Here is a 25,205-nt window from a genome sequence, read left to right on the forward strand (position 1 = left end):
GTGGCGGGGGCGGTGGCGGCGCGGCCGTCGCGCAGCTCGTTGGCGCGGCCCTTGGCCAGGTCGCTGCCACGGCCGTCGTACGGGTCGTTGTCGCTGCTCCGGCGGGCGTGCGGGTCGCTGCTCCGGTCGGCGTTCAGGTCCTCGTCCCAGGGGTCTCTGGAGTCCCGTGGGTCCAGGGGGTCCTGCGGGTCCCGGCTGCGGCTCGGGCGATCGTCCGAACCTCCGGACCGGTCGGAACGGCCCGACCCGCCAGACCCGCAGACCAGGGCCAGTGCCTGCTCGACGGCGCGCTCCTCCTCCTCGCGTGCGCGTTCGCTCGCGGACCCGGCGGCACGGACGTCGCCGCCGGACCCACGGTGCGGCCCGTCGGAGCCGGTCACGGTGTCCCGGTCCCCTCACGGCCCGCGTCGGGCTTCGCGCCGCCCGTCGGCCCGCCCGCCGCATCGCCGCCGCCCTGCCCCGCCGACTCCGCCGCCTCCGCTTCCCAGCGCAGTGCGAGGGCGGTGGCCTTGCGCGAGGCCTCCGCGACCGCGGCCGCGGCCTCGTCGGGGCCCGCACCGCCGCTCGCCCTGGCCGCCGCGTACCCGACCAGGAAGGTCGTGAGCGGGGCGGCGGGCCGGGCGACTCCGTGCGCGGCGTCACGGGCGAGGTCGAGCAGGACGCCGGTGTCGACGTCGAGTTCGATTCCCAGTTCGTTCTTTACCGAGGTGATCCATTCGTCCAGCACGGCCCCATGCTCCCTGATCCGGGCGCGGGCGGCGGCGATGTCGTCCCAAGTGTCGCAGTCGAACGCGGCGTCAGGGCCCGCCTCGATCCGGGCGAGCTCCAGCTCGGCCGTCAGGATCCGGAGCGGCAGGCCGGCGAGGCTCCCGTACTCGGTGGCGATCAGGGCCAGCTCCCGGCGCAGCGGCTCGGCGCGGTACGCGGCCACGAGCGGCTGGTCGCGCCCGTCGGGGTCGGTGCACAGGGCGCCTTCGCGGCCGGGCTGTCCGGCGGCGGCGAGCAGCGCGTCGACCGTGCCCGGACCGAGGAACGGCAGGTCGGCGGAGAGAACGAGAACGCGCTCCGCCGTCGTCGGCTTCAGCCCCGCGCCCAGCGCCGCCAACGGGCCTCCGCCCTGAGGCACTTCCCGGGTCCAGACGACCGGTCGGGCGGTCGGGCGACGGGCGCCCACGACGACGGTGCGAGCCGCGCCGTCGCATGCCGCGAGGACTCGGTCGAGCAGCGCCCGGCCGCCCACCCGGACTCCTGGCTTGTCGGCGCCACCGAGCCGCTTCGCGGCCCCTCCGGCAAGGACGATCACGTCGTAGGCGGTCATACGTCGAGTATGGGCGGCGCCCAGGAGCGACGCCCCCGCCGGGGTGGCCGGAAGACCGGCCACCGCGATGGGGGCGTCAGGGGGCCGCCGGAGACGCGGGCGCGCCTCGCGACTACAAGGTGCGCAGCAGCACCGCCGGCTGTTCCACGCAGTCCGCCACGTACCGGAGGAAGCCGCCCGCCGTTCCGCCGTCGCACACCCGGTGGTCGAAGGTGAGGGACAGCTGGACCACCTGACGTACGGCCAGTTCGCCCTGGTGCACCCAGGGCTTGGGCATGATCCGGCCCACGCCGAGCATCGCCGCCTCCGGGTGGTTGATGATCGGCGTCGAACCGTCGACCCCGAACACCCCGTAGTTGTTCAGCGTGAACGTGCCCCCGGTCAGCTGCGCCGGGCTGAGCTTCCCGGTGCGCGCCAGCTCGGTCAGCCGGGCGATCTCGGCCCCGATGGACTCGGCGTTACGGGTGTGCGCGTCCCGGACGACCGGAACGACGAGGCCCCGCTCGGTCTGGGCGGCGAACCCGAGGTGCACACCGGACAGCCGGACGATCTCCCGGGCCTCCGTGTCCACGGTGGAGTTGAGCTCCGGGAACCGGGCCAGCGCCGCCGTGCAGATCCTCGCCAGCAGAGCCAGGACCGACACCTTCGGCCCGGCGGACGGGCCCGTGGCGGCGTTCATCGCGGCCCTGACCGCCATCAGCTCGGTGGCGTCGGCGTCGACCCAGCAGGTGGCGTCGGGAATCTCGGTCCGGCTGCGCGCCAGCTTGTCGGCGACCGCTCCGCGCACCCCGCGCAGCGGAATCCGCTCGGCGTCCGGAACGGCGGCCACGCCGTTCGGGGCTGCGGCCACGGCTGCCGCCGCCTGGGCCTGCACCTGGGCCGCATCTGCCGTCGCGGTCTCCTGCGCCGTCCGGATCGCCCGGTCGACGTCGGCGCGCAGGATCAGCCCGTCGGGGCCCGAACCCGCCAGCCGCCGCAGATCGATGTCGTGCTGCCGGGCCAGTCGGCGTACCAGCGGAGAGACCACCGGCACGGGCCCCTCGGGCACCGAGGCTTCGGCAACCAGGACCTTGACCACCGGGGCCTCGACCACCGGCGCACCGGAGACCGGGGCATCGGTCACCGCCCGGTCGAGCCGGTCCGGACGGATGCGCCGACGGCGTGCGGCCGGCGCGCCGGTCCCGTACCCCACGAGCACGTTGCCCGAGCCGGCCGAGGACTCCTTGCCGGAGCCGGAATCCTTGTCAGAGCCGGAAGGCCCCTCCGGTGCTCCGACGGCGACCGTCAGCAGTGGTGCGCCGACGGGAAGTTCCGTGCCCTCCTCGCCGAACCGTGCGGTCACCACGCCCCCGTAGGGGCAGGGCACCTCCACCATGGCCTTGGCCGTCTCGACCTCGACGACGGGCTGGTCGATGGCGACGACATCGCCGACCTCCACCAGCCAGCGGACGATCTCGGCCTCGGTCAGTCCCTCGCCGAGGTCCGGCAGCTTGAATTCGAGCACCTGGGCCATCAGCTGTCCGCCTCCCACTGCAACCGGGCCACCGCGTCGAGCACCCGGTCCACTCCCGGCAGATGGTGCCGCTCCAGCATGGGCGGCGGGTAGGGGATGTCGAACCCGGCCACCCGCAGCACCGGAGCCTCCAGATGGTGGAAGCACCGCTCGGTGATCCGGGCCGCGATCTCGCCGCCGGGTCCGCCGAAACCGGGGGACTCGTGCACGACGACCGCCCGCCCGGTACGGCGCACCGACGCGGCCACCGTCTCGTCGTCGAACGGCACCAGCGAGCGCAGGTCCACCACTTCGAGGTCCCAGCCCTCGGCGAGGGCCGCTTCGGCGGCCTCCATGCAGACCGGCAGGGAGGGCCCGTACGTGATCAGGGTGGCGCTGCGCCCGGGCCGGCGCACCACGGCCTTGCCGATCGGCTCGACCGCGGCCGGGGCCTCGGGCGACCAGTCGGCCTTGGACCAGTAGAGCCGCTTCGGCTCCAGGAAGACCACCGGGTCGTCGGAGGCGATCGACTCGCGCAGCAGCCCGTAGGCGTCGTCGACCGTGGCCGGCGTGACGACGTGCAGGCCGGGGGTGGCCATGTAATACGCCTCGGAGGAGTCGCTGTGGTGCTCGACCCCGCCGATCCCACCGCCGTACGGCACGCGCACGGTGATCGGCAGCGGCATGGCCCCGCCGGTGCGGTTGCGCATCTTGGCGACATGGCTCATCAGCTGCTCGAACGCCGGATAGGCGAACGCGTCGAACTGCATCTCCACCACGGGCCGCAGCCCGTACATCGCCATGCCGACGGCCGCGCCGAGGATGCCGGCCTCGGCCAGCGGGGTGTCGGTGCAGCGGTCGTCGCCGAACTCCTTCGCCAGCCCGTCGGTGATCCGGAAGACCCCGCCGAGCGTGCCCACGTCCTCACCGAGCACATGGACGGTGGGGTCCTCGGCCATCGAGTCGCGGAGCGCGCGCCCGAGGGCCTGCGCCATCGTGGCCGGTTTCGCCTTCACCGGGCGGCCGTCGGCCGTCACTGCCGCGGTGGTCATCGTCCTGCCTCCGGGCCGTGCTCGTCGTGGTCCTGCTCGGCGTCCAGCTCGGCGCGCAGGGCGGCTGCCTGCTCCCGGAGCTGGCTCGTCTGCTCGGCGTACACATGGGTGAAAAGGTCCATCGGGGCCAGCTCCGGATCCGCGTTCATCCGGTCGCGCAGGGTGGCGGCCATGCGTTCGGCGGCCTCCTTCGCCTGCTCGATGCCCGCGTCGTCCAGCAGCCCGCGCTCCGTCAGCTCACGCTCCAGCAGCCGCACCGGGTCGTGCGCCTTCCACGCCTCGACCTCGCTGTCGACCCGGTAGCGGGTGGCGTCGTCGGCGTTGGTGTGGGCCTCCATGCGATAGGTGACCGCCTCGACCAGCGTCGGGCCCTCGCCGCGCCGGGCCCGCGCCACGGCCTCGCTCAGCACCCGGTGCACCGCAGCCGCGTCGTTGCCGTCGACCAGGCGGCCCGGCATCCCGTATCCGACGGCCTTGTGGGCGAGGGAGGGGGCGGCGGTCTGCTTGGCCAGCGGCACGGAGATCGCGAAGCCGTTGTTCTGGACGAAGAAGACGACCGGGGCCTTCCAGACGGCCGCGAAATTCAGCGCCTCGTGGAAGTCGCCCTCGCTGGTGCCGCCGTCGCCGACCATGGCGAGCGCCACCACGTCGTCGCCCTTGAGCCGGGCGGCGTGCGCCAGCCCCACGGCGTGCGGGAGCTGGGTGGCGAGCGGGGTGCACAGCGGAGCGATGCGGTGCTCGCGCGGGTCGTAACCGGTGTGCCGGTCGCCGCGCAGCAGGGTCAGTGCCTCGACCGGGTCCAGGCCGCGCGCGACGGCCGCGAGCGTGTCGCGGTAGCTGGGGAAGAGCCAGTCGCGCTCCTCCAGCACCAGGGCGGCGGCGATCTCGCACGCCTCCTGGCCGGTGCTCGACGGGTAGACCGCCAGCCGGCCCTGCTTCGTCAGCGCGGTGGCCTGGGCGTTGTAGCGACGACCGCGCACCAGCTCCGCGTGGAGCCGGAGCAGCAGCTCGGGGTCGACGTCGGCGACCGCGTCCGTACCGAGCACCCGGTAGGGCTCCGGGTCCGGGAGCAGCGGGGCGGGGTCGGTGATCGGCTTCCAGGCCGGGGGCGGCGTGGGCCGGTAGGCGGCCGCGCCGGGCAGCTCTTGGACCGTCATAAGAAGCACCTCCTGGCATCGAGGGAGATCGAGGGATGTCGATCGGCGGTGTCGCTGGGTGTCGATGGTGTCGATCGGGAGCGAGACATCGAGGGCCGGGCGAGGCACGGGTGTGGTGTGCCTCACCTACCGATTGTTCGGTCGCAAGCGCATTTTGGCTACAGGCACCACCAGCCTGTGGACAAACGGTTCTCCACAGCCTGGGATAGGTACAGGTCGTCCACGACAGGGAGGCGCGGGCCGATGGCAGCTGAACAAATGGCCGACAGGGGCGAGGAGCAGGACCGGACCCCGACCGCCACGACATCGCCGGCCGCCGCCCCCGCGGGTCCGGTGCCGGAGCCGGCCCCGGTTCCGCCCGCCCGGCCGCTGGATGCCATCGACCGCGACATCCTGCGGATCCTCCAGACGGACGGCCGCGCCTCGATACGGTCCGTGGCCGAACGGGTCCATGTCTCGCGCGCCAACGCCTACGCCCGGATCAACCGGCTCGTCGAGGACGGCGTGATCCGCGGCTTCGGCGCCCGGGTCGACCACGAGCGGGCCGGCCAGGGCGCGTCCGCGTACATCACGCTCAAGATCGTGCAGAACTCCTGGCGCACCGTGCGCGAGCAGCTCCAGGCGCTACCAGGGGCCACGCACATCGCGCTGGTCAGCGGCGACTTCGACGTACTGCTGCTGGTGCACACGCCGGACAACCGGGCGCTGCGCGAGCTGGTCCTCACCCGGATCCAGTCCATCCCCGAGGTGCTCTCGACGCGCACGCTGCTGGTGTTCGAGGAGACGGACCTCGGACCGCGTCCGGACCGTCAGGCCGAACTCGCCTGACCGGGCCGGGCAGGAGCCCGATGACAGGGGGTCCCGACGACCCGGCGGGATCAGCGGGCGCCGCCGGCCCGCATTCCCCCGAAGGCCAGCTGGACGACCGTGTCCGCGAGCTGTTCCTCCCCGGGGAAGCCGCCCGGCTGCGGCCGGTACCACTCGACCAGCGAGTTCACCATGCCGAACAGCAGCCGGGTCGCCAGCCGTATGTCCACGTCCGCCCGGAGGTCGCCCTCGGCCACCGCGGCCTGGAGCAGCTCCGCCACCCGCTGGTCGAACTCGCGGCGCCGCTCCAGCGCCCAGCGCTCCGTCTTCGTGTTCCCGCGCACCCGCAGCAGCAGGGTGACGTAGGGGACCTCCGCCATCAGCACGTCGACGGTCCGGCGCGTGACGTACTCGACCCGCTCGACCGCGCGCCCGCGCTGCGCCCCCGGCTCGTCCAGGATGGCGAAGAGCCCGTCGAGCGCCCGGCTCACGGCCCGGCGCAGCAGCTCCTCCTTGCCCGCCACATGGTGGTAGATGGAGGATTTCGAGATACCCGCCGCCCGGGAGAGATGCTCCATGGACGTGCCGTCGTAGCCGCGCTCGTTGAAGACACGGACGGCGACGGTGAGCAGGGTCTCCGGTGTGTACGTGTCCCGCTTGGCCGTGGTCATGTCCGCGATCCTCCCCCATGAGGGATCAGCCCCGCACAGGCGGGGACCATCGAAGTTGTCCACAGGTTCCCCGAGGACCTCTTGTCCCGACCGATCGTTCGGTTACTCTAACTCCGTCCGCACGTCCCCGCCCGGCTCGATGAGGAGTTGGTCCGCCATGGCCTCCGCGCTCACCCCCCAGCAGCTGTCCGAGACCCACCGGCCCACGCTCGACCAGGCCCTCGACGTGATCAGTACCCGCGCGTACTGGTCCCCGCACCCCGAGCACCCGAAGGCGTACGGCGAGGGCGGCGCCCCGGGCAGCCTCGGTGCGGCCGAGGGCAAGGCCGCCTTCGACGCGCTGCTGGGCACCCGGTTCGACCTGGGCCAGCCGGGCACCGACGGCTGGACCGGCGGCGAGGTCTCGCCGTACGGCCCTGAGCTCGGTGTGGAGTATCCGCACGTCGACCCGGACGTCCTGCTGCCGGCGATGAAGGCCGGCACGGCGGCCTGGCGGGCGGCGGGTCCGGAGGTCCGGGCCCTGGTCTGTCTGGAGATCCTGTCGCGGATCAGCGCCCGCACCCATGAGCTGGCCCACGCCGTGATGCACACCAGCGGCCAGGCCTTCATGATGGCGTTCCAGGCGGGCGGCCCGCACGCCCAGGACCGCGGCCTGGAGGCCGTGGCGTACGCCTACCGCGAGCAGGTCCGCACCCCCGAGAACGCCGACTGGTCGAAGCCGCAGGGCAAGCGGGATCCGCTGAAGCTGCACAAGTCGTTCATCACGTCCGGCCGCGGCGTCGCGCTGGTCATCGGCTGCAACACGTTCCCCACGTGGAACGGCTACCCCGGCCTCTTCGCCTCCCTCGCCACGGGCAACCCGGTGCTGGTCAAGCCGCACCCGCGCGCGGTGCTGCCCCTGGCGCTCACGGTGTCCATCGCCCGTGACGTCCTGGACGAGGCGGGCTTCGACCCGAATCTGGTGGCGCTGGCCGCCGAGCGGCCCGGCGAGGGCATCGCCAAGACCCTGGCGGTCCGCCCCGAGGTCCGGATCATCGACTACACCGGCTCGACCGCCTTCGGCGTCTGGCTGGAGGAGAACGCCCGCCAGGCCCAGGTCTACACGGAGAAGGCCGGCGTCAACACGATCGTCATCGACTCCACCGACGACTACCGGGGCATGCTGGCCAACCTGGCGTTCTCCCTCTCGCTCTACAGCGGTCAGATGTGCACCACCCCGCAGAATCTGCTGATCCCCCGGGACGGCATCGTCACCGACGACGGCGCCAAGTCCTACGACGACGTGGTCGCCGACCTCTCGGCCGCCGTCACCGGACTGCTCGGCGACGACGCCCGCGCGTCCGCCCTGCTCGGCGCGCTGGTCAACCCGGATGTCAGGGCCCGGCTGGAGGCCGCGGGCGGGCTGGGCGAGGTCGCCCTGCCCTCGCGGACGGTCGTCAACGCCGAATTCCCCGACGCCGCCGTCCGTACGCCGGTCGTCGTGAAGCTCGACGGCACCAAGCCCGACGACGGCGCGGCCTACTTCTCGGAGTGCTTCGGGCCGGTGTCCTTCGCCGTCGCCGTCGAGTCGACCTCCGCCGCCCTGGACCTGCTCCGCCGCACGATCCGGGAGCAGGGCGCAATGACGGTCGGGGCGTACACCACCTCCCCCGAGGTGGAGCGCGCGGTCGAGGACGTCTGCCTGGACGAGTCGGCCCAGCTCTCGCTGAACCTGACCGGCGGGGTGTACGTCAACCAGACCGCCGCCTTCTCCGACTTCCACGGCTCCGGCGGCAACCCGGCGGCCAACGCGGCCCTGTGCGACGCGGCCTTCGTCGCCAACCGCTTCCGCGTGGTGGAGGTGCGCCGCCAGGCGTAGGCGCTACCGGCGGGGGTCCGGGACGTCTGCGTAGCGCTGGATCCACGCGTGCATCGCGATGGCCGCGGCGGCTCCGGCGTTGATGGACCGGGTCGAGCCGAACTGCGCGATCGAGCACACCGTCGTGGCGTGCTCGCGCGCCTCCTCGGTGAGGCCCGGCCCCTCCTGCCCGAACAGCAGGACGCAGCGGCGCGGCAGCTCGGTGCGCTCCAGCGGTACGGCGCCGGGGAGGTTGTCGATCCCGATGATCGGCAGCCCCTCGGCCGCCGCCCAGGCGGTCAGGTCCGCCGTGCCGGGGTGGTGGCGCACATGCTGGTAGCGGTCGGTGACCATGGCGCCGCGCCGGTTCCAGCGCCGCCGGCCCACGATGTGGATCTCCTTGGCCAGGAAGGCGTTGGCGGTCCGAACCACCGAGCCGATGTTGAAGTCGTGGGTCCAGTTCTCCACGGCCACGTGGAAGTCGTGCCGCCGCAGGTCGAGATCGGCGACGATCGCCTCCCGCGTCCAGTAGCGGTACGCGTCACCCACGTTGCGGCGGTCGCCCTGGGCCAGCAGCTCGGGGTCGTAGCGCTCGCCTTCGGGCCAGGGCAGCGGGTGCGGCCCGACACCGATCGGCTGGCCGTAGCCGTCGTCGTACTGGAGGGGTTCCGCCGGGGGTTCTTGGGTTCTGCCGGTCTCACTGCTCACCCGACGAGCGTATGGCCCCCGCCGCCGCCCTGGAGCCGGGGCTCGTCCCTGCCGCCGTGGCCGCCCGTGGCCGGGCCGTCCGCAGGCCGTCCGTCCGGGCCGTCCGTGCGGGCGGGCGCCCCGGGCTTCCCCGGCGTACGGGACCGGTCGGGCAGCCGGGAGAGCAGCAGTCGCCTGCCGATCGTGGCCCGGGTGCCCAGCCACACGAGGAAGGCCGTCGGCAGGAACACCGCGTCGGCCGCGATCATCGCCATGGAGAAGAAGGGCAGCCCGAGCAGCAGGGCGATCCCCGCGTGCTCGCAGATCATCACGACCAGCAGGACGTTCTTGACCCGCCGGTTGAACAGCGTGAACGGAAAGGCGACCTGGACGATGACCGTGCCGTACGTCAGCACCATCACCATCAGCCCGCTGGCGCCCAGGATGTCCGACAGGGCGGGCCACGGGGTGAAGTAGTCGAGGTTGAGCGGGTAGTAGAGCGCGGTGCCGTCCTGCCAGCGCGAGCCCTGGATCTTGTACCAGCCGGCGGTCGCGTAGATCAGGCAGACCTCGGCCATGATCACGGCGAGCGTGGCGTTGTGCGTGAGATTGGCCAGCACGTCGAGCAGGGTGCGGGCCTCGCTGTGCCGCGCGTAGCGGTTCACGGCCCACCAGACGGCGGCGGAGATCCAGAGGATCCACAGCAGCGTCGGCAGCCACCAGGTGCCGCCGAGCGCGCCCATCAGGGTGGCCGTCGCGAGAACGGGGCCGAGGACCGCCCAGAGCACCGGACCCACGATGTCCCGGAGGGGCGGCAGACCCTCGGCGGCACGCTGCGCGTTGCGCGCCGAGCGCCGGGCGTCGAGCGACCAGACCTGGGCGCAGCGCGTCAGCACCAGGTAGATCGCCATGAGGTGGACGACGTTGTCGCCACCGTCACCCATGAAGATGCTGCGGTTCTGCACCGAGAGCACGCCGACCATGAAGAGGACGGACATGGTCCGGGTCCGCCAGCCGACCATCAGCGCCGCCGCGGACAGCAGCGTGAGGACGTACACCGCCTCGAACCAGAGCGTGCTGTCGGTCCACATCAGGACGGAGAAGGCCCCGTTGCCGTCCGTGAGCTGGCGGGCCAGGTCCCAGTGCCACGGGCCGTCCGGGCCGTACAGCTCATGGCGGTGCGGCAGCTCGCGCAGCAGGAAGAAGAGGTAGGTGGCGGCGAAACCGATCCGGACGACAGCGCTCTGGTACGGGCCGAGGGCCGAGGCGGTGACCCGCTGAAGGCCACGGGCCAGACCGCCGCCGGGGCCACCGGGGCCCGGAGGCCGGAGCCCGGTCGGCTGCGGTCGGGTCGGCTGCGCAGCCGGGTCCTGCCAGGCATGGTTCTGCGGGGCCCGGTTCTGCGGGTTCTGCGGGTTCTGCGGGTTCTGCGGTGAGGGGATGGTCACTGGTTCGCCTCCGCACGCGCCGCGTCCCGGTACTGTGCCGCCGCGTCCTCGGGAAGATCGTCGGGGGTCACGGTCCACCAGGGGAGGACGCGGTAGGCCGGCCGGGTGCTGATCTTCTCGGTGCTCCACGGGGGCGGGGCGATGGAGCTGGTGGCGGAGCGGAGCTGGATGCGTTCGATCGTGCCGCCGTAGTCGCGCTCGCTCAGCCGCAACATCGCGATGCGCCGCACGTAGCGCTCGGAGAGATCCCCGCGCAGGCCGTTGGGGCGGTTCTCGCTGTCGTGGGAGTTGACGTAGAAGTCCCAGCCCCGGCGGAGCTCGTTCTGGTCCACATGGCTGGGGAAGAGGTTGCCGCGTATCCCCTTGGCGTCCTCGTGGGTCAGGTTCATCCACCGGGTGGTGCGGCGGCCGTCGGCGTCGACCACTTCGGCCCGCACATGGACGGCGACGTTCTGCTGGAGCGGGTTGGGGGCGAAGAGCTTCCAGTTCTGCTCGAACTCCGGGTAGATCCAGCGGTCGACCGTCTTCCCGTGCTCCTTGGTCAGCGTGTTGGACGGGGCGACGTGCAGGAACACCATGGCCACCTGGGTGCAGGCGAGCAGCCCGATCAGGGACAGTGCCAGGGCCGCGACCACCTGGTACGGAGTCGAGAGCCCGGCTATGCCCCGGCCGGTGACCGAGGGATCCGGCACCGGCGACGAGGGCGTCGGGGGCGTGGGGACCGCATGGTCCGGCGGTATGGCTTCGGAGGTCTCCCGCGCTTCCGCCGACCGGTTCAACGCCTGCGGCCAGGCGCCCTTCCCCCCGCCCGCAGAGCTCCTGTCGTGGTCCGAATCCATCCCGCCCCGCTCACCGTCGATCACCACTCAGTTATCCACAGGGTTGACACCCTACGGGCCTCCGACTCACCATTGAAGTCAAGGAACCGAACGATCGGTCGGTAGGGAGCCCGGTATGGCGGCAGTGACTGCGCACCAGACGACGCAGAAGACGCTCGGCACGGCGAATGCGGCGGGCGGAGCGGGGTCGACGGCTGCGGCGGGTGAGACGGACGCGGCCACCGCGGACCATCTCGCGGCCTTCGACGCGGCCGTGGCGGCGGACGAGCGGATCGAGCCGCGCGACTGGATGCCGGACGCCTATCGGGCGACGCTGATCCGCCAGATGGCCCAGCACGCCCACTCGGAGATCATCGGCATGCAGCCCGAGGCCAACTGGATCACCCGGGCGCCCTCGCTGCGCCGCAAGGCGATCCTCATGGCCAAGGTGCAGGACGAGGCGGGCCACGGCCTGTATCTCTACAGCGCCGCCGAGACCCTGGGCACCAGCCGCGAGGAGCTGCTCGACAAGCTCCACGCGGGCCGCCAGCGCTATTCGTCGATCTTCAACTACCCCACGCTGACCTGGGCCGACGTCGGCGCCATCGGCTGGCTGGTGGACGGCGCTGCGATCACCAACCAGGTGCCGCTCTGCCGCTGCTCCTACGGCCCCTACGCCCGCGCGATGGTCCGTATCTGCAAGGAGGAGTCCTTCCACCAACGCCAGGGGTACGAGCTGCTGCTCGCCCTCAGCCGGGGCACCGAGGCCCAGCACGCCATGGCCCAGGACGCGGTGAACCGCTGGTGGTGGCCCTCCTTGATGATGTTCGGCCCGCCCGACGACGCCTCGTCGCACTCCGAGCAGTCCATGGCCTGGAAGATCAAGCGGCACTCCAACGACGAGCTGCGCCGACGCTTCGTCGACATCTGCGTGCCCCAGGCCGAAGCGCTGGGCCTGGAGCTCCCGGACCCCGACATCCGGTGGAACGAGGAGCTGGGCGGCCACGACTTCGGCGCGATCGACTGGTCGGAGTTCCAGGAGGTCCTCAAGGGCAACGGCCCCTGCAACGAACAGCGGATCACCCAGCGGCGCAAGGCCCACGAGGAAGGTGCCTGGGTCCGGGACGCGGCTGCCGCGTACGCCGCCAAGCACGCCCCGGCACAGACATCAGCATCGGCATCGGCATCGGCATCGGCATCGGCACAGACCAGCGCGTCCGCGCAGCATGTGGAGGAGACGGCATGAGCAGCTCGACCGACTGGCCTCTGTGGGAGGTGTTCGTGCGTTCCCGGCGCGGACTGTCCCACACCCACGCGGGCAGCCTGCACGCGCCGGACGCCGAGATGGCCCTGCGCAACGCCCGCGACCTCTACACCCGCCGCTCGGAGGGCGTCTCGATCTGGGTGGTCCCGTCCACCGCGATCACCGCCTCCTCCCCCGACGAGAAGGACTCCTTCTTCGAGCCGGCCGGTGACAAGCCCTACCGCCACCCGACGTTCTACGAGATCCCGGACGGGGTGAAGCACCTGTGAGCGCCGCACTCGCCCTCGGCGACGACGCGCTGGTGCTCTCGCACCGGCTGGGGGAGTGGGCCGGTCACGCCCCCGTCCTGGAGGAGGAGGTGGCGCTCGCCAACATCGCCCTGGACCTGCTGGGGCAGGCGCGGGTGCTGCTCTCGCTCGTCGGCGACGAGGACGAGCTGGCCTACCTCCGCGAGGAGCGTGCCTTCCGCAACCTCCAGCTGGTCGAGCAGCCGAACGGGGACTTCGCCCACACCATCGCCCGGCAGCTCTACTTCTCGGTGTATCAGCACCTGCTGTACGAGCGACTGGCGGCCGGGGACGGCGAGTTCGCCGGTCTGGCGGCCAAGGCCGTGAAGGAGGTGGCCTACCACCGTGACCACGCCGAGCAGTGGGTTCTGCGGCTCGGGGACGGCACCGAGGAGAGCCACGGCCGGATGCAGAGCGGCCTGGACGCGCTGTGGCGGTTCACCGGCGAGATGTTCCAGCCGGTCGAAGGGCTCGATTCCGCGGAGTCCGGTGTCGACTGGCAGGCGCTGGAGAGCAGTTGGCTCGCCGCCGTCACCGACGTCGTCGAGCGCGCCACCCTGACTCTCCCCGCGGGCCCGCGGACCGGGGGCTGGGCGGCGGGCGCGGGCCGACAGGGCCTGCACACCGAGCCGTTCGGCCGCATGATCGCCGAGATGCAGCACCTGCACCGCAGTCACCCGGGGGCGTCATGGTGACCGAGACGCTGCTGGAGGCGGAGCTGCGCGAGCTGGCCGGCTCCGTGCCCGACCCCGAGCTCCCCGTGCTGACCCTGGCGGAGCTGGGCGTCCTGCGGGATGTCCAGGTGGAGGGGCCGGGCCGGGTGACCGTTCGGCTCACCCCGACGTACACCGGCTGCCCGGCGATCGAGACGATGTCCGCCGATATCGAGCGGGTGCTCCACGACCACGGCGTGCCGGAGGTATCCGTGGTCACGGTCCTGGCCCCGGCCTGGTCGACGGACGACATCAGTGCCGAAGGGCGCCGCAAGCTCGCGGAGTTCGGCATAGCGCCACCGCGCGCCCACAGGACCGACGGCGGCCCCGTGCCGCTGACGCTCTCGGTGCGCTGCCCGCACTGCGGCTCAACGGACACGGAGCTGCTCAGCCGGTTCTCCTCCACGGCGTGCAAGGCCCTGCGCCGCTGCGTCGCCTGCCGTGAACCGTTCGACCACTTCAAGGAGTTGTAGATGTTCCATCCGCTCCGGGTCAGCGCGATCGAACGGATCACGGACGACGCGGTGGCCGTGACCCTCGCCGTGCCGGCCGAGCTGCGCGAGACCTTCCGCCACACCCCCGGCCAGCATCTGAACGTGCGCTACAGCGTGGACGGCCAGGAGGTCCGCCGTTCGTACTCGATCTGCGCACCGGCCACCGAGCAGCCCGGCGAACCGGTGCTGCGGGTGGGCATCCGCATGGTCGAGGGCGGGGCGTTCTCCACGTACGCCCTGAAGGAGCTGGCCGTCGGGGACCAGGTGGAGGCCATGCCTCCGATGGGCCGCTTCGTCCTGAAGCCGCGCCCGGGCCTCTTCGCGGCGGTGGTCGGCGGCAGCGGCATCACCCCGGTGCTGTCGATGGCGGCCACCCTGCTCGACCGGGAGCCGACGGCCCGGTTCTGTCTGGTCCGCAGCGACCGCACGGCGGCCTCGACGATGTTCCTCGACGAGGTGGCCGACCTCAAGGACCGCTATCCGGACCGCTTCCAGCTGGTCACCGCGCTCTCCCGGGAGGAGCAGTCGGCCGGGCTCCCTTCCGGGCGGCTGGACACCGAACGGCTCACGGGCCTGCTGCCCGCCGTGCTCCCGGTCGCGGAGGTGGACGGCTGGTTCCTGTGCGGGCCGCTCGGCCTCGTACGGGGCACGGAGAAGGCCCTCAAGGCGCTCGGCGTCGACCGTTCCCGGGTCCACCAGGAGATCTTCCACGTCGACGAGGGCCCCGCCGATGTGACGGTGGCCAAGGTCGCCGCCCCGTCCGACTCGGTGCTGACGGCCACCCTTCACGGCCGCTCGGGCAGCTGGCCCGTGGAGAACGCGGAATCCCTGCTGGAGACGGTGCTGCGAAGCCGCTCGGACGCTCCGTACGCGTGCAAGGGCGGGGTCTGCGGGACCTGCCGGGCGTTCCTCGTCTCGGGCGAGGTCCGGATGGATCGCAACTTCGCCCTGGAACCGGAGGAGACGGATGCGGGCTTCGTGCTGGCCTGCCAGTCGCATCCGCTCACCCCGGAGGTGGAGCTGGACTTCGACCGCTGAGGCCCCGGCGGACCGCCGCACTGTTCCCTTCCCATCCCGTAGAACCTGTTCTATCTTGACGACCCGTCAGCTAGCTCAGGTCAACGAGAGGCTGGGACAGTGGACTTCACCTTCACCGAGGAACAGCAGGCGGCCGTCGAGGCGGCCAGGGCCGTCTTCTCGGATGTCGCACCCGACCGCGCACCCAGCCCCGCCCTGACTCCGGGCGCCGTGGCGGAGGACATCGACCGGCAGCTGTGGCACGAGCTGGCGCGCACGGATCTGCTCGGGCTCACGCTGTCGCCGGACCACGGGGGCGGGGGTCTGGACCCGATCGCGCTCTGCCTGGTCCTGCGGGAGTCGGCCAAGGTGCTGGCCAGAGTCCCGTTACTGGAGAGCTGTGCGGTGGCAATGGCCATCCAGCGGTACGGCGCTCGCACCTTCGCCGCGGAGCTGCTGCCCCGGGCCGGCCGGGGCGAACTGATCCTGACCGTCGGCGCCAACGGCCGCAGCGGCCACGATCCGGCCGAACTCGCCGTCTCCGCACGGCCGTACGGGGTGGGCGACGGGGAGACCGACGAATCGCCCGGGGGCTCCGGCTGGGTGCTCGACGGGGTCCAGTCCGCGGTTCCGTGGGCCCAGGCGGCCGACTGGATCGCCGTCCCCGCACACACCGCCGGGGGCCGACCGGTCCTCGCCCTCGTGCCCCGTACCCGCGACGGCGTCACCTTGGCGGACCAGGTCTCCACCAGCGGTGAACGCCTGGCCGAGGTCCGGCTCGACGCCGTGCGCGTGGAAGCGCGCGAGCTGATCGACGCGGCCGGCTGCTGGGACTGGCTGCGGTCCCTGCTGACCACGGGGACGTGTGCGCTGGCGCTCGGGCTGGGCGAGCGGGTGCTCGCGATGACGGCCGAATACACCGGTAAGCGCGAGCAGTTCGGGTTTCCGGTCGCGACGTTCCAGGCGGTGGCGGTCCAGGCCGCCGACCGGTACATCGATCTACGGGCGATGGAGGCGACCCTTTGGCAGGCCGCCTGGCGGATCTCCACCGACGCCGGGGGTCCGCTCCCGACGGCGGGAGATGTCGCCGTGGCGAAGATCTGGGCCTCCGACGGTGTGCGCCGTGTCGTGCAGACCGCCCAGCATCTGCACGGCGGCTTCGGCGCGGACACCGACTACCCGCTGCACCGCTACCACGCGTGGGCGAAGCAGATCGAGCTCTCGCTCGGCCCGGCAGCGGCTCACGAGGAGGCGCTGGGAGACCTGCTGGCCGCCCGCCCGCTCGGCTGACACCGACCGGGCGGACCGGACGGGCTCAGAGGACGAAGGCGGGCGTCCCGTTGTCCGTGACCATCGGACGACCCGCGCCGTCCCAGGCCTGCATGCCGCCGTCGATGTTCACCGCGTCGATGCCCTGCTGGACCAGGTACTGGGTGACCTGGGCCGACCGGCCGCCCACCCGGCACATCACATGCACGCGCCGACCGTCCTCGGCCGCCTCGGTCAGCTCGCCGAACCGGCCCACGAAGTCGCTCATCGGAATGTGCAGCGCACCCTCGACGTGACCGGCCGCCCACTCGTCGTTCTCACGGACGTCCAGGACGAAGCCGTCCGACGGCACCGCCGCGGCGTCCACCGAGGGCAGCGGGGCGAAATTCATGGGTCATGCCTTCTCTCGTACATACGCGGAAGAGTCGTCCACTCACGGAAGAGTCACCCGGAACGCTACTGCACCCCGCCCGCCGAACCCTGCCCACTGCGCCTACCGCGTCATCTCCGCGAGCTCGGCCTCGCGCCGGGACACCTCGCCCAGCAGCTGCTCCGCGATGTCCTCCAGCAGCTGGTCCGGGTCGTCCGGGGCCATCCGCAGCATCGAGCCGATCGCGCCGTCCTCCAGCTCCTTGGCGAGCACCGTCAGCAGCTCCTTGCGCCGGCTGAGCCACTCCAGCCGGGCGTAGAGCTCCTCGCTCTCGCTCAGCGGGGCCGGCGGCTGCACCGGGCCGGCCTCCCACTCCGCCACGAGCTCCTTGAGCAGCTCGACGTCGCCGCGGCCGTAGGCGGCGTTCACCCGGGCGATGAACTCGTCCCGGCGCTGCCGCTCCACCTCGTCCTGGGCGAGGTCCGGGTGCGCCTTGCGGGCCAGCTCCCGGTAGAGCCTGCGGGCCTCCTCGCTCGGCCTGACCCGCTTCGGCGGCCGGACCGGCTGCTCGGTGAGCATGGCCGCGGCCTCGGGGGAGAGACCGTCGGTGTCCATCCAGTCGTGGAACAGCTCGTCGACCCCGGGCATGGGCATGACGACCGCCCGCGCCTCGCGCGCCTTGCGCTCGTCCTCCGGATCCCCGGTCTTCGCCGCCCGCGCCTCCGCGATGAGCGCGTCCAGCTCGTCGAGACGCGTGTACATCGGGCCGAGCTTCTGGTGGTGCAGCCGGGAGAAGTTCTCGACCTCCACCCGGAAGGTCTCCACCGCGATCTCGAACTCGATCAAGGCCTGCTCGGCGACGTGCACCGCCCGGGCCAGCCGGGCCTCGGGGCGCGAGTCGGCGTCCTGGGGACCGGAAGCGTCCCCGGCCTCGTCCTGCTGGACGTCCTGGACGTCGTCGTTGCCCTGCGGGACGTTGTCCTGCCGGTCTTCATCGTTCCGGGTGGTCGGCACCCCGGCGGCTTCGTGGGTCACCCGTCCAGCGTATGGCCCCAGCCCGGCGGCACGGCACACGCGGTGGGCCCGGACCGGACCCACCGCTTCACGCGCACGCCGGGAACGGAGCGGTCACACACCGAACTCGGCGGCCAGCCTGCCCGCCTTGATGCCCCGCAGCAGCTCGGCGTGGTCCGCTTCCGTACGGTCGGCGTACGTCACCGCGAAGGCGGCCACCGCCTCGTCGAGCTCGTCGTTCTTGCCGCAGTAGCCCGCGAGCAGGCGGGGGTCGGCGCTGTGGGCGTGCGCCCGGGCAAGCAGTGCGCCGGTCATCCGCCCGTAGTCGTCGACCTGATCGGCGGCGAGCGCGGCGGGGTCCACGCTGCCCTTGCGGTTCCGGAACTGCCGGACCTGGAACTGCCGGCCGTCGACGTCCGCCCAGCCGAGCAGGATGTCGCTGACGACCTGCATCCGCTTCTGTCCGAGCACCACCCGGCGGCCCTCGTGCGCCACCTCCGGTACGTCGAAACCGACCGCGGGCAGATAGGGGGCGAGCACCGAGGGGCGCGCCTCCTTCACCTGGAGGACCAGCGGCTCTCCCCGGTGGTCGAGCAGCAGTACCACGTACGACCGGGTCCCCACGCTGCCGGTGCCGACCACCCGGAACGCCACATCGTGGATCGTGTACCGGGCCAGCAGCGGCAACCGGTCCTCGGAGACGGTGGAGAGATAGCCGCCGAGACCGGCGGCCACGACCGCGGCCTCGGCGTCCGGCACCCGGCGCAGCACGGGCCGGGCGTCGACGAAGCGCCGGCCGCCGTCGGGGCACTCCTCCGTCGAGCGGGCGGCGAAACGGGCGCTGGTGTTGTTGCGGGCCTTCTCCGAGACCCGTTCCAGGGTGCCGACCAGGTCGCGCGCGTCCGTGTGCGAGACCAGCTCCTCGTCCGCGATCGCGTTCCAGGCGTCGAGGGCGGGCAGCCGGGCCAGCAGCCGCATCGTGCGGCGGTAGGCGCCGACGGCGTCGTACGCGCCCCGGCGGCAGGTGTCCTCGTCGGCCCCGGCGGCCCGGCCCGCGAGCACCAGGGAGGTGGCGAGACGCTTGAGGTCCCACTCCCACGGCCCGAAGACGGTCTCGTCGAAGTCGTTCAGATCGATGACCAGGCTGCCCCGGGCATCGCCGTAGAGGCCGAAGTTGGCCGCGTGCGCGTCGCCGCAGAGCTGGGCGCCCACGCCGGTGACCGGGCTGCCCATCAGGTCGTGGGCCATCAGTCCGGCCGCACCCCGCAGGAAGGCGAAGGGGGTGGCCGCCATCCGGCCCACCCGTATCGGCGTCAGACCCGGCACACGGCCCCGGTTCGACTCCTCGACGGCCCGCACCGCGTCCGGCCGTCCCTGCGGCAGGACCAGCGAGGCGTGTGAGGACCGGGGCACCCTGTCACGGAGCGCCTTGCCCGCCGCCTTCGGTGAAGTCGCCGCCCCGCGCCGGGCGAACCCGGGCACGACAGGAATCCGCGGATCCGGCTCCTCGGCACGCTGTTCAGGCATCGTCGTCCCGGTTACGCCCATGGAGCGTCGCCTCCCCCACCCTCGTACACGCTCTCCGGCTGCCCGGCTGTCCCGCCCGGCCAGCAGCCCTGCCCAGCAGCGGCCGGGCACGACGGTACCGCCGATTCGGCGGCCTGTATCAGCAGCCGCCGCCGGTCTCCGGCGCCAGATAGGTGTCCGCCCACTGCCCCAGCTCCTTGAGCGCGGGCTCCATGGCGGCACCGGCCTCGGTGAGCCGGTACGCGACGCGCAGCGGTGGCCCCTCGTCGACCTCGCGGATCACCAGACCCGCCGCACCGAGTTCGGTCAGCCGGTCCGAGAGCATGCGCTCACTGATCCCGGGAATCGCCCTGCGCAACTCGGCGAAGTGCACCGGTCGCTGCATCAGCACCGAGACGATCGGGCCGGTCCAGCGCTTGCCGAACAACTCGAAGACCCGACTGATCCCCCCATCGACCCGCCGACAGGCCTCTTCGCTGTGATCCGCCATACCTCCAGCCTACTGCGCCGATGTCGGTAGCTTACTAAAAATAAGTAGCTATGCTATTAGTAGTTACGTACGTAATGGCTACCTCCGGTCGCCCGTGAGGTCTCGTCGGCCCACCCGCACTCCCCTTCCCCTCTCTGTGGAGATCCCCATGACCACGCTTCTGCACCTCGACTCCGCCGTCTTCCCCCAGGGCTCCGCCTCCCGCGACGTCACTGCGGCGTTCGTCGAGGCCTGGCGCGAGCAGCACCCGGACGGCACCGTCGTCCACCGCGACCTCGCCGCCGATCCGCTGCCCCACCTGGACGCCGGCGCCACCGCCGCGGGCGCCGACGACCCGCTGCGCCGCGAGCTGGCCGACGAACTGGCCGCGGCGGACGCCGTCCTGATCGGCGCCCCGATGTACAACTTCACGATCCCGTCCACCCTCAAGGCATGGCTGGACCAGGTGATCATCGTCGGGCACAACGCGGGCCCCGACTCCCCCGTCGCCGGGACCCCGGTGACCGTCGTCGCCAGCCGCGGCGGTTCCTACGCTCCGGGCACCCCGCGCGAGGGCTTCGAATTTGTCCAGAATTACTTGGAGAAGGTGTTCGCGGGCATGTTCTCCGCCGAGGTGGACTTCATCGTTCCGGAGCTGACCCTCGCCCACTCACAGCCGTCGATGGCCGAGCTGATCCCGCTCGCCGAGGCCTCCCGCGCCCAGGCGCTCGACGACGCCCGGGCGAAGGCGAAGGCCCTCGCCACCCGCCTCGCCGCCTGAGAGAACCGCAGACCCCGAAGAGCGGCGGGGCCGCGGAGCTTCTACGAGCTCCGCGGCCCCGCCGCATCATGATCAATCGGACGTTTCACGTGAAACATGGAGCGTGAAACATGGCACGTCCGCTCGCGGATCAGGCAGCCCCTCCGGCCGCCGCGACCCCCGCGCCCGCAGGCTCCTCGTCACCCTCGTCGTCGGCCTGCCCGGCTCGCGCACCGCGAGGGGATCCACCGCCCCGCAGGCCCGCCCCGCCGGCCCTGGAGCCCGTGTCCGTCGCGGGATCGGAGCCGGCCCCCTTGGCCTCCGCGGCAACCCTCGCCTCCTGCTCCTCCCGCTCCGCCTTCTCACGCGCCTGGGCCGCCAGATCGACCCGGCCCTCGGGCTTGATGTGGGCGATGACACCGGGGTGAGCGATCGACGGCAGGATGTGGCGCCACATCTCCGCGACCTGCTCGCGCAGATCGGCCCGCCCGGTGTCGGCCTCCGAGACCAGCTGGATACCGGTGAACGAGGCAACGATGATTTTGGCCGACACCATCGGGTCAATCTGCGGGAACACCTCGCCGCGCTCCTGCCCCAGCTCCAGCATCCGGGCCGTCGCGTCGATCCAGTCGCCCCACGGATGCGGTCCGCCGAGGAAGACGCCCTCGATGGAGAGCCTGGTGCCGGCCCGGGCCATCGCGTTGTGGCGCAGGGCGAAAGCGAACTGCTGGCCCCCGTCCACCAGGGACTGGAGCGGCGACCCCTCCTGCTCGAACTCGACCGTGGAGGTCTGCTCGTCCATGATCGCCTGCGCGATGGCCTCCTTGGAGGCGAAGTGGAAGTACAGGGCCCCCTTGGTGACCTTGGCGCGGCGGAGAATCTCCGAGATGGCGGCACGCTCGTAGCCGTAGTCGTCGAAGACGCTCGCCGCGGCATCCACGATCGACCGCCACGTCTGGACCGCGCGAGCCTGCTTCGCCATTTCCTGCCTCCGGGACGTTCTGTGCGCTCAGCCCTTCGCCGCCGAGCCGCCGTCGATCCAACCTCTGCGGCCAGCGTATGCAAGTGCGCCGTGGCACCGGCCATCGGTCTGTCCGGAAACCGTGCCCACACCCGGTGGATCACCGCCTCCGGACGGCCGCCGTTCCCTCTCCTCGGACCGCTCCCCGCGGCCTCTCCCGACCGCCTGTCCGTACCCCGCTGTCCGTACCCCGCCGGTCCGCCGAGAACACGCAACAACGAAGAACCCCCGCTTCGGATCTCTCCGAAGCGGGGGTTCTCCCGATTCAACTTCAGCAGCTGCAAGCACCTGCCGTTGTGCGCGAGGGGGGATTTGAACCCCCACGTCCCGAAGGACACTGGCACCTGAAGCCAGCGCGTCTGCCGTTCCGCCACTCGCGCATGAGTGGTGTTTTCAGACTCTCACCCTGGGGGGTGAGCGCCTGGCGACAAACGGAAGATTAGCACGCTGGACAGGGTGGATTCACATCCGTTGTTTCGCCGGCTCCGGGAGGGGAAGCGGGAACCCCGAACCATCGCCCCCCACTCCTCCTGAGTGCGTCCCGGGTGCGGGACACTGTGAGGAGGCCACCTCTACGATCCGTGTGAGGGGTGACACTCATCCACAGCCCAGACAAGGGGAACCAGCCGATTTCCCGACGCGTGGATACGATCAGTAAGCAGTACAGGGACGATGACAACGGAGGAGGTGCCCCATGGGGGTCATGAAGCGTTTCGAACAGCGCCTCGAGGGGCTGGTCAACGGCACCTTCGCCAAGGTCTTCAAGTCCGAGGTGCAGCCTGTCGAGATCGCCGGCGCCCTCCAGCGCGAGTGCGACAACAACGCGACGATCTGGAACCGCGAGCGGACCGTCGTCCCCAACGACTTCATCGTCGAGCTCTCCACCCCCGACTACGAGCGGCTCAGCCCGTACTCGGGGCAGCTGGGCGACGAGCTCTCCGGCCTGGTGCGCGACTACGCCAAGCAGCAGCGGTACACGTTCATGGGCCCGATCAAGGTCCACCTGGAGAAGGCCGACGACCTCGACACCGGGCTCTACCGGGTCCGCAGCCGCACACTGGCGTCGAGTACGTCACAGCAGGACCCGTCGGCGCACTCCCACCAGCCCCCGGCCGGCCGGCCCGGCGCCCCGCAGGCGCCCGGCGGCTACGGCTACCCCCCGAGCGCCGCTCCGCCGATGCCCGCAGCCCCGCCGCCCGGCGCCGGACGGCCCTCGGCCCCCACGAGCGACCGGCGCCCGTCGGCGGCGCCCGGCCCCCTGCCGGACGCCCGGACACGACGCTGGATCGAGATCAACGGCACCCGCCATCAGATTTCCCGCCCGACGTTGGTGATGGGACGATCCACCGACGCCGACGTGCGGATCGACGACCCCGGCGTATCCCGCCGGCACTGTGAGATCCGGACCGGAACGCCCTCGACGATCCAGGATCTCGGGTCCACCAACGGCATCGTGGTGGACGGGCAGCACACCACCCGCGCTACGCTCCGCGACGGCTCGCGGATCGTCGTGGGCAGCACCACCATCGTTTACCGGCAAGCCGAAGGGTGAAGCGGGGGCAATGTCAGAGCTGACCCTGACGGTCATGCGGCTAGGTTTCCTGGCTGTTCTGTGGCTGTTCGTCATCGTGGCCGTACAGGTCATCCGCAGCGACCTGTTCGGAACGCGCGTCACGCAGCGCGGCTCACGCCGCACTGCCGCCGACACGCGCCCCCAGCAGGGCCGCCAACAACAACAAGCGGCGCCGCCCCAGCAGCGTCAGCAGCCGGGCCGGCAGCGCCGCGGGGCGCCGACCAAGCTGGTCGTGTCCGAAGGCTCGCTCACGGGCACCACGGTCGCGCTCCAGGGCCAGACCATCACTCTGGGCCGGGCGCACGATTCAACGATCGTGCTGGACGACGACTACGCGTCCAGTAGGCATGCCAGGATCTACCCGGACCGTGACGGCCAGTGGATCGTCGAGGATCTCGGGTCCACCAACGGCACGTATCTGGAACGGACCCGGCTCACCACCCCGACACCAGTTCCGCTGGGCGCGCCGATCCGTATCGGCAAGACCGTCATCGAGCTGCGGAAGTAGTACGACAATGAGCGAGCGGAGCGAGCGAGCCGCGGCGGTCCCGACCGTGGACGCTGCCCGGTTCCCGACCGGAGGGTGGGCAGTGTGGCTCGAGACAGGCTGTACCCCGAGCCGACGGGCGAGGTGCGCATGAGTCTGTCGCTGCGCTTCGCCGCCGGGTCGCACAAGGGCATGATCCGGGAGGGCAACGAGGACTCCGGCTACGCCGGTCCCCGGCTCCTCGCCATCGCCGACGGCATGGGCGGTCAGGCGGCCGGTGAGGTCGCCAGCTCCGAGGTGATCTCCACGCTCGTCCCGCTCGACGACGACGTCCCGGGATCCGATCTCCTGACCTCGCTCGGCTCGGCCGTGCAGCAGGCGAACGACCAGCTGCGCGTCATGGTCGAGGAGGACCCCCAGCTGGAGGGCATGGGCACCACGCTCACCGCCCTGCTCTGGACCGGTCAGCGCCTCGGCCTGGTGCACGTCGGCGACTCCCGCGCGTATCTGCTGCGCGACGGCGTCCTGACGCAGATCACCCAGGACCACACCTGGGTGCAGCGCCTCGTCGACGAGGGCCGGATCACCGAGGAAGAGGCCACCACCCACCCGCAGCGCTCCCTGCTGATGCGGGCGCTGGGCAGCGGCGACCATGTCGAGCCGGACCTCTCCATCCGCGAGGTCCGGGCCGGCGACCGCTATCTGATCTGCTCCGACGGCCTCTCCGGCGTGGTCTCGCACCAGACGATGGAAGAGACCCTCGCCAGCTACCAGGGCCCGCAGGAGACCATCCAGGAGCTGATCCAGCTCGCCCTGCGCGGCGGCGGCCCCGACAACATCACCTGCATCGTCGCCGACGTGCTGGACGTCGACAACAACGACACCCTGGCCGGGCAGCTCAACGACACCCCGGTCGTCGTCGGCGCGGTCGCGGAGAACCAGGCCCAGCTGGGCGACGGCGGGGCCATGCAGACGCCCGCCGGACGCGCGGCGGGCCTCGGCCGTCCCGTGCCCCCGCCCTCCGGCGGCTTCGGCCCGCCCGGCAGCGGCGACACCGGCTACGGCGGCATGCCGGACGGCTCCTACGACTCCTATGCGGACGACGACTTCGTCAAACCGCGCGGCGGCCGTAAATGGCTGAAGCGTTCCGTCTACATCGTGCTGGCGCTTGCCGTGATCGGCGGCGGTCTGTACGGCGGCTACCGCTGGACGCAGACGCAGTACTACGTCGGCGCGAAGGACGAGAACGTCGCGCTGTTCCAGGGCATCAGCCAGGACCTCGCCTGGGTCTCGCTCTCGAAGGTCGAGAAGAACCACCCCGAGATCGAGCTCAAGTACCTGCCGCCGTACCAGCGCAAGCAGGTCGAGTCGACGATCGCCGAGGGCAACATCACCGACGCCCGCGAGAAGATCGCGGAGCTGGCCGCCCAGGCCTCCGCCTGCAAGAAGGACGCGCAGCGCCGCGCGGCCGAGGCCGAGACCCGGGCCCGTACGGGCGAGGGCGAGGCCGGCGGCACCGCCGGGGCCCCCGCCACCAGGACTTCCGCCACGTCCTCCGCCAAGGGGACCAAGCCGACCACCGCTCCCACTCCCGGCCCCAGCCTCTCGGAGGAAGAGAAGAAGCTGGTCCCGCAGTGCGGTAAGCAGTAAGCC

Annotated in this window: 25 protein-coding genes, 1 tRNA gene and 1 pseudogene; 12 read left to right on the forward strand and 15 right to left on the reverse strand. The window is 71.8% G+C overall.

What is annotated here, in order from left to right; all coding sequences use genetic code 11:
* From D3105_RS20340 to pdhA, 5 genes and pseudogenes are all read right to left on the reverse strand, one after another.
* Nucleotides 1-380 (reverse strand): annotated as a pseudogene (locus D3105_RS20340) (molybdopterin molybdenumtransferase MoeA); the annotation flags it as partial.
* The gene (locus D3105_RS20345; protein WP_118904538.1) at nucleotides 377-1,318 is read right to left on the reverse strand and encodes an NTP transferase domain-containing protein; all 942 of its coding nucleotides are present in this window, start codon (nucleotides 1,316-1,318) and stop codon (nucleotides 377-379) included. The pseudogene D3105_RS20340 and the gene D3105_RS20345, both read right to left, overlap by 4 nt.
* 112 nt (nucleotides 1,319-1,430) lie before the next feature.
* The gene (locus D3105_RS20350) at nucleotides 1,431-2,831 is read right to left on the reverse strand and encodes a dihydrolipoamide acetyltransferase family protein (RefSeq protein WP_118904568.1); all 1,401 of its coding nucleotides are present in this window, start codon (nucleotides 2,829-2,831) and stop codon (nucleotides 1,431-1,433) included.
* Nucleotides 2,831-3,862, reverse strand: a complete 1,032-nt coding sequence (locus D3105_RS20355) for an alpha-ketoacid dehydrogenase subunit beta (protein WP_010071366.1) — start codon at nucleotides 3,860-3,862, stop codon at nucleotides 2,831-2,833. The genes D3105_RS20350 and D3105_RS20355 overlap by 1 nt, the downstream gene beginning before the upstream one ends.
* A complete protein-coding gene (gene pdhA, locus D3105_RS20360; RefSeq protein WP_118904539.1) occupies nucleotides 3,859-5,019 on the reverse strand; it encodes a pyruvate dehydrogenase (acetyl-transferring) E1 component subunit alpha in 1,161 nt (386 codons plus the stop codon). The genes D3105_RS20355 and pdhA overlap by 4 nt, the downstream gene beginning before the upstream one ends.
* Before the next feature lie 243 nt (nucleotides 5,020-5,262).
* On the opposite strand from pdhA, the gene D3105_RS20365 reads away from it, so the two are divergent.
* The gene (locus D3105_RS20365) at nucleotides 5,263-5,847 is read left to right on the forward strand and encodes an Lrp/AsnC family transcriptional regulator (RefSeq protein WP_425315748.1); all 585 of its coding nucleotides are present in this window, start codon (nucleotides 5,263-5,265) and stop codon (nucleotides 5,845-5,847) included.
* A 50-nt stretch (nucleotides 5,848-5,897) separates the two neighbouring features.
* Here D3105_RS20365 and D3105_RS20370 read toward each other — a convergent pair whose 3' ends face one another.
* Nucleotides 5,898-6,497 (reverse strand): TetR/AcrR family transcriptional regulator, encoded by a 600-nt coding sequence (locus D3105_RS20370; RefSeq protein WP_118904540.1) that lies wholly within the window; start codon nucleotides 6,495-6,497, stop codon nucleotides 5,898-5,900.
* Nucleotides 6,498-6,654: 157 nt separating this feature from the next.
* Here D3105_RS20370 and paaN point away from each other — a divergent pair, with 157 nt between their 5' ends.
* Nucleotides 6,655-8,355, forward strand: coding sequence for a phenylacetic acid degradation protein PaaN (paaN, locus tag D3105_RS20375; RefSeq protein ID WP_118904541.1), 1,701 nt, complete (start codon nucleotides 6,655-6,657; stop codon nucleotides 8,353-8,355).
* Nucleotides 8,356-8,358: 3 nt separating this feature from the next.
* Here paaN and D3105_RS20380 read toward each other — a convergent pair whose 3' ends face one another.
* From D3105_RS20380 to D3105_RS20390, 3 genes are read right to left on the reverse strand one after another with little or no spacing between them, the layout of a single operon-like run.
* Nucleotides 8,359-9,042 (reverse strand): TrmH family RNA methyltransferase, encoded by a 684-nt coding sequence (locus tag D3105_RS20380; protein ID WP_118904542.1) that lies wholly within the window; start codon nucleotides 9,040-9,042, stop codon nucleotides 8,359-8,361.
* The gene (locus D3105_RS20385) at nucleotides 9,039-10,469 is read right to left on the reverse strand and encodes an HTTM domain-containing protein (RefSeq protein WP_118904543.1); all 1,431 of its coding nucleotides are present in this window, start codon (nucleotides 10,467-10,469) and stop codon (nucleotides 9,039-9,041) included. The genes D3105_RS20380 and D3105_RS20385 overlap by 4 nt, the downstream gene beginning before the upstream one ends.
* On the reverse strand, nucleotides 10,466-11,308 hold the full coding sequence (locus D3105_RS20390; RefSeq protein ID WP_165891050.1) for a DUF5819 family protein: 843 nt from the start codon (nucleotides 11,306-11,308) through the stop codon (nucleotides 10,466-10,468). Before D3105_RS20390 ends, D3105_RS20385 begins: the two co-directional genes overlap by 4 nt.
* 115 nt (nucleotides 11,309-11,423) lie before the next feature.
* Here D3105_RS20390 and paaA point away from each other — a divergent pair, with 115 nt between their 5' ends.
* From paaA to D3105_RS20420, 6 genes are all read left to right on the forward strand, one after another.
* Nucleotides 11,424-12,533, forward strand: a complete 1,110-nt coding sequence (paaA, locus tag D3105_RS20395; RefSeq protein WP_118904545.1) for a 1,2-phenylacetyl-CoA epoxidase subunit PaaA — start codon at nucleotides 11,424-11,426, stop codon at nucleotides 12,531-12,533.
* Entirely contained in the window at nucleotides 12,530-12,820 is a 291-nt protein-coding gene (paaB, locus tag D3105_RS20400) for a 1,2-phenylacetyl-CoA epoxidase subunit PaaB (RefSeq protein WP_010060350.1), read from the forward strand. Before paaA ends, paaB begins: the two co-directional genes overlap by 4 nt.
* On the forward strand, nucleotides 12,817-13,533 hold the full coding sequence (paaC, locus tag D3105_RS20405; RefSeq protein WP_118904546.1) for a 1,2-phenylacetyl-CoA epoxidase subunit PaaC: 717 nt from the start codon (nucleotides 12,817-12,819) through the stop codon (nucleotides 13,531-13,533). Before paaB ends, paaC begins: the two co-directional genes overlap by 4 nt.
* On the forward strand, nucleotides 13,527-14,024 hold the full coding sequence (gene paaD / locus D3105_RS20410) for a 1,2-phenylacetyl-CoA epoxidase subunit PaaD (protein WP_118904547.1): 498 nt from the start codon (nucleotides 13,527-13,529) through the stop codon (nucleotides 14,022-14,024). The genes paaC and paaD overlap by 7 nt, the downstream gene beginning before the upstream one ends.
* Complete coding sequence (locus D3105_RS20415; RefSeq protein WP_118904548.1) at nucleotides 14,025-15,083, forward strand: 2Fe-2S iron-sulfur cluster-binding protein; 1,059 nt, start codon at nucleotides 14,025-14,027, stop codon at nucleotides 15,081-15,083. It begins immediately after the preceding gene.
* Nucleotides 15,084-15,182: 99 nt separating this feature from the next.
* Nucleotides 15,183-16,352 (forward strand): acyl-CoA dehydrogenase family protein, encoded by a 1,170-nt coding sequence (locus D3105_RS20420; protein ID WP_118904549.1) that lies wholly within the window; start codon nucleotides 15,183-15,185, stop codon nucleotides 16,350-16,352.
* 25 nt (nucleotides 16,353-16,377) lie between these two features.
* Here D3105_RS20420 and D3105_RS20425 read toward each other — a convergent pair whose 3' ends face one another.
* The 4 genes from D3105_RS20425 to D3105_RS20440 form a co-directional block, all read right to left on the reverse strand.
* Nucleotides 16,378-16,722 carry a rhodanese-like domain-containing protein gene (locus tag D3105_RS20425; protein WP_010071374.1) on the reverse strand — a complete coding sequence of 115 codons (345 nt, stop codon included), beginning with the start codon at nucleotides 16,720-16,722 and terminating at the stop codon, nucleotides 16,378-16,380.
* 102 nt (nucleotides 16,723-16,824) lie between these two features.
* A complete protein-coding gene (locus D3105_RS20430) occupies nucleotides 16,825-17,736 on the reverse strand; it encodes a hypothetical protein (protein ID WP_118904550.1) in 912 nt (303 codons plus the stop codon).
* 93 nt (nucleotides 17,737-17,829) lie between these two features.
* Complete coding sequence (locus D3105_RS20435) at nucleotides 17,830-19,242, reverse strand: DUF2252 domain-containing protein (RefSeq protein WP_318197633.1); 1,413 nt, start codon at nucleotides 19,240-19,242, stop codon at nucleotides 17,830-17,832.
* Between the two features lie 139 nt (nucleotides 19,243-19,381).
* Nucleotides 19,382-19,732, reverse strand: coding sequence for a winged helix-turn-helix transcriptional regulator (locus D3105_RS20440; protein WP_118904551.1), 351 nt, complete (start codon nucleotides 19,730-19,732; stop codon nucleotides 19,382-19,384).
* Between the two features lie 148 nt (nucleotides 19,733-19,880).
* Between D3105_RS20440 and D3105_RS20445 the strand changes: the two genes are divergently transcribed.
* Nucleotides 19,881-20,492, forward strand: coding sequence for an FMN-dependent NADH-azoreductase (locus D3105_RS20445; RefSeq protein ID WP_118904552.1), 612 nt, complete (start codon nucleotides 19,881-19,883; stop codon nucleotides 20,490-20,492).
* Nucleotides 20,493-20,622: 130 nt separating this feature from the next.
* On the opposite strand, the gene D3105_RS20450 is transcribed toward D3105_RS20445, so the two are convergent.
* Nucleotides 20,623-21,453 (reverse strand): ScbR family autoregulator-binding transcription factor, encoded by an 831-nt coding sequence (locus D3105_RS20450; protein ID WP_118904553.1) that lies wholly within the window; start codon nucleotides 21,451-21,453, stop codon nucleotides 20,623-20,625.
* Between the two features lie 336 nt (nucleotides 21,454-21,789).
* Nucleotides 21,790-21,872: transfer RNA gene (locus D3105_RS20455), tRNA-Leu, on the reverse strand.
* Nucleotides 21,873-22,186: 314 nt separating this feature from the next.
* Here D3105_RS20455 and D3105_RS20460 point away from each other — a divergent pair.
* From D3105_RS20460 to D3105_RS20470, 3 genes are all read left to right on the forward strand, one after another.
* The gene (locus D3105_RS20460; protein ID WP_118904554.1) at nucleotides 22,187-23,044 is read left to right on the forward strand and encodes an FhaA domain-containing protein; all 858 of its coding nucleotides are present in this window, start codon (nucleotides 22,187-22,189) and stop codon (nucleotides 23,042-23,044) included.
* Between the two features lie 10 nt (nucleotides 23,045-23,054).
* Nucleotides 23,055-23,573: an FHA domain-containing protein FhaB/FipA gene (locus D3105_RS20465; RefSeq protein WP_010060367.1), complete on the forward strand. Its 519-nt coding sequence runs from the start codon at nucleotides 23,055-23,057 to the stop codon at nucleotides 23,571-23,573.
* A gap of 129 nt (nucleotides 23,574-23,702) precedes the next feature.
* The gene (locus D3105_RS20470; protein WP_118904555.1) at nucleotides 23,703-25,202 is read left to right on the forward strand and encodes a PP2C family protein-serine/threonine phosphatase; all 1,500 of its coding nucleotides are present in this window, start codon (nucleotides 23,703-23,705) and stop codon (nucleotides 25,200-25,202) included.
* Nucleotides 25,203-25,205 lie beyond the last annotated feature (3 nt).

Origin of the sequence: Streptomyces globisporus (assembly GCF_003501885.1) — a bacterium.
In the GTDB taxonomy this organism is placed as follows: Bacteria; Actinomycetota; Actinomycetes; order Streptomycetales; family Streptomycetaceae; genus Streptomyces; species Streptomyces globisporus_D.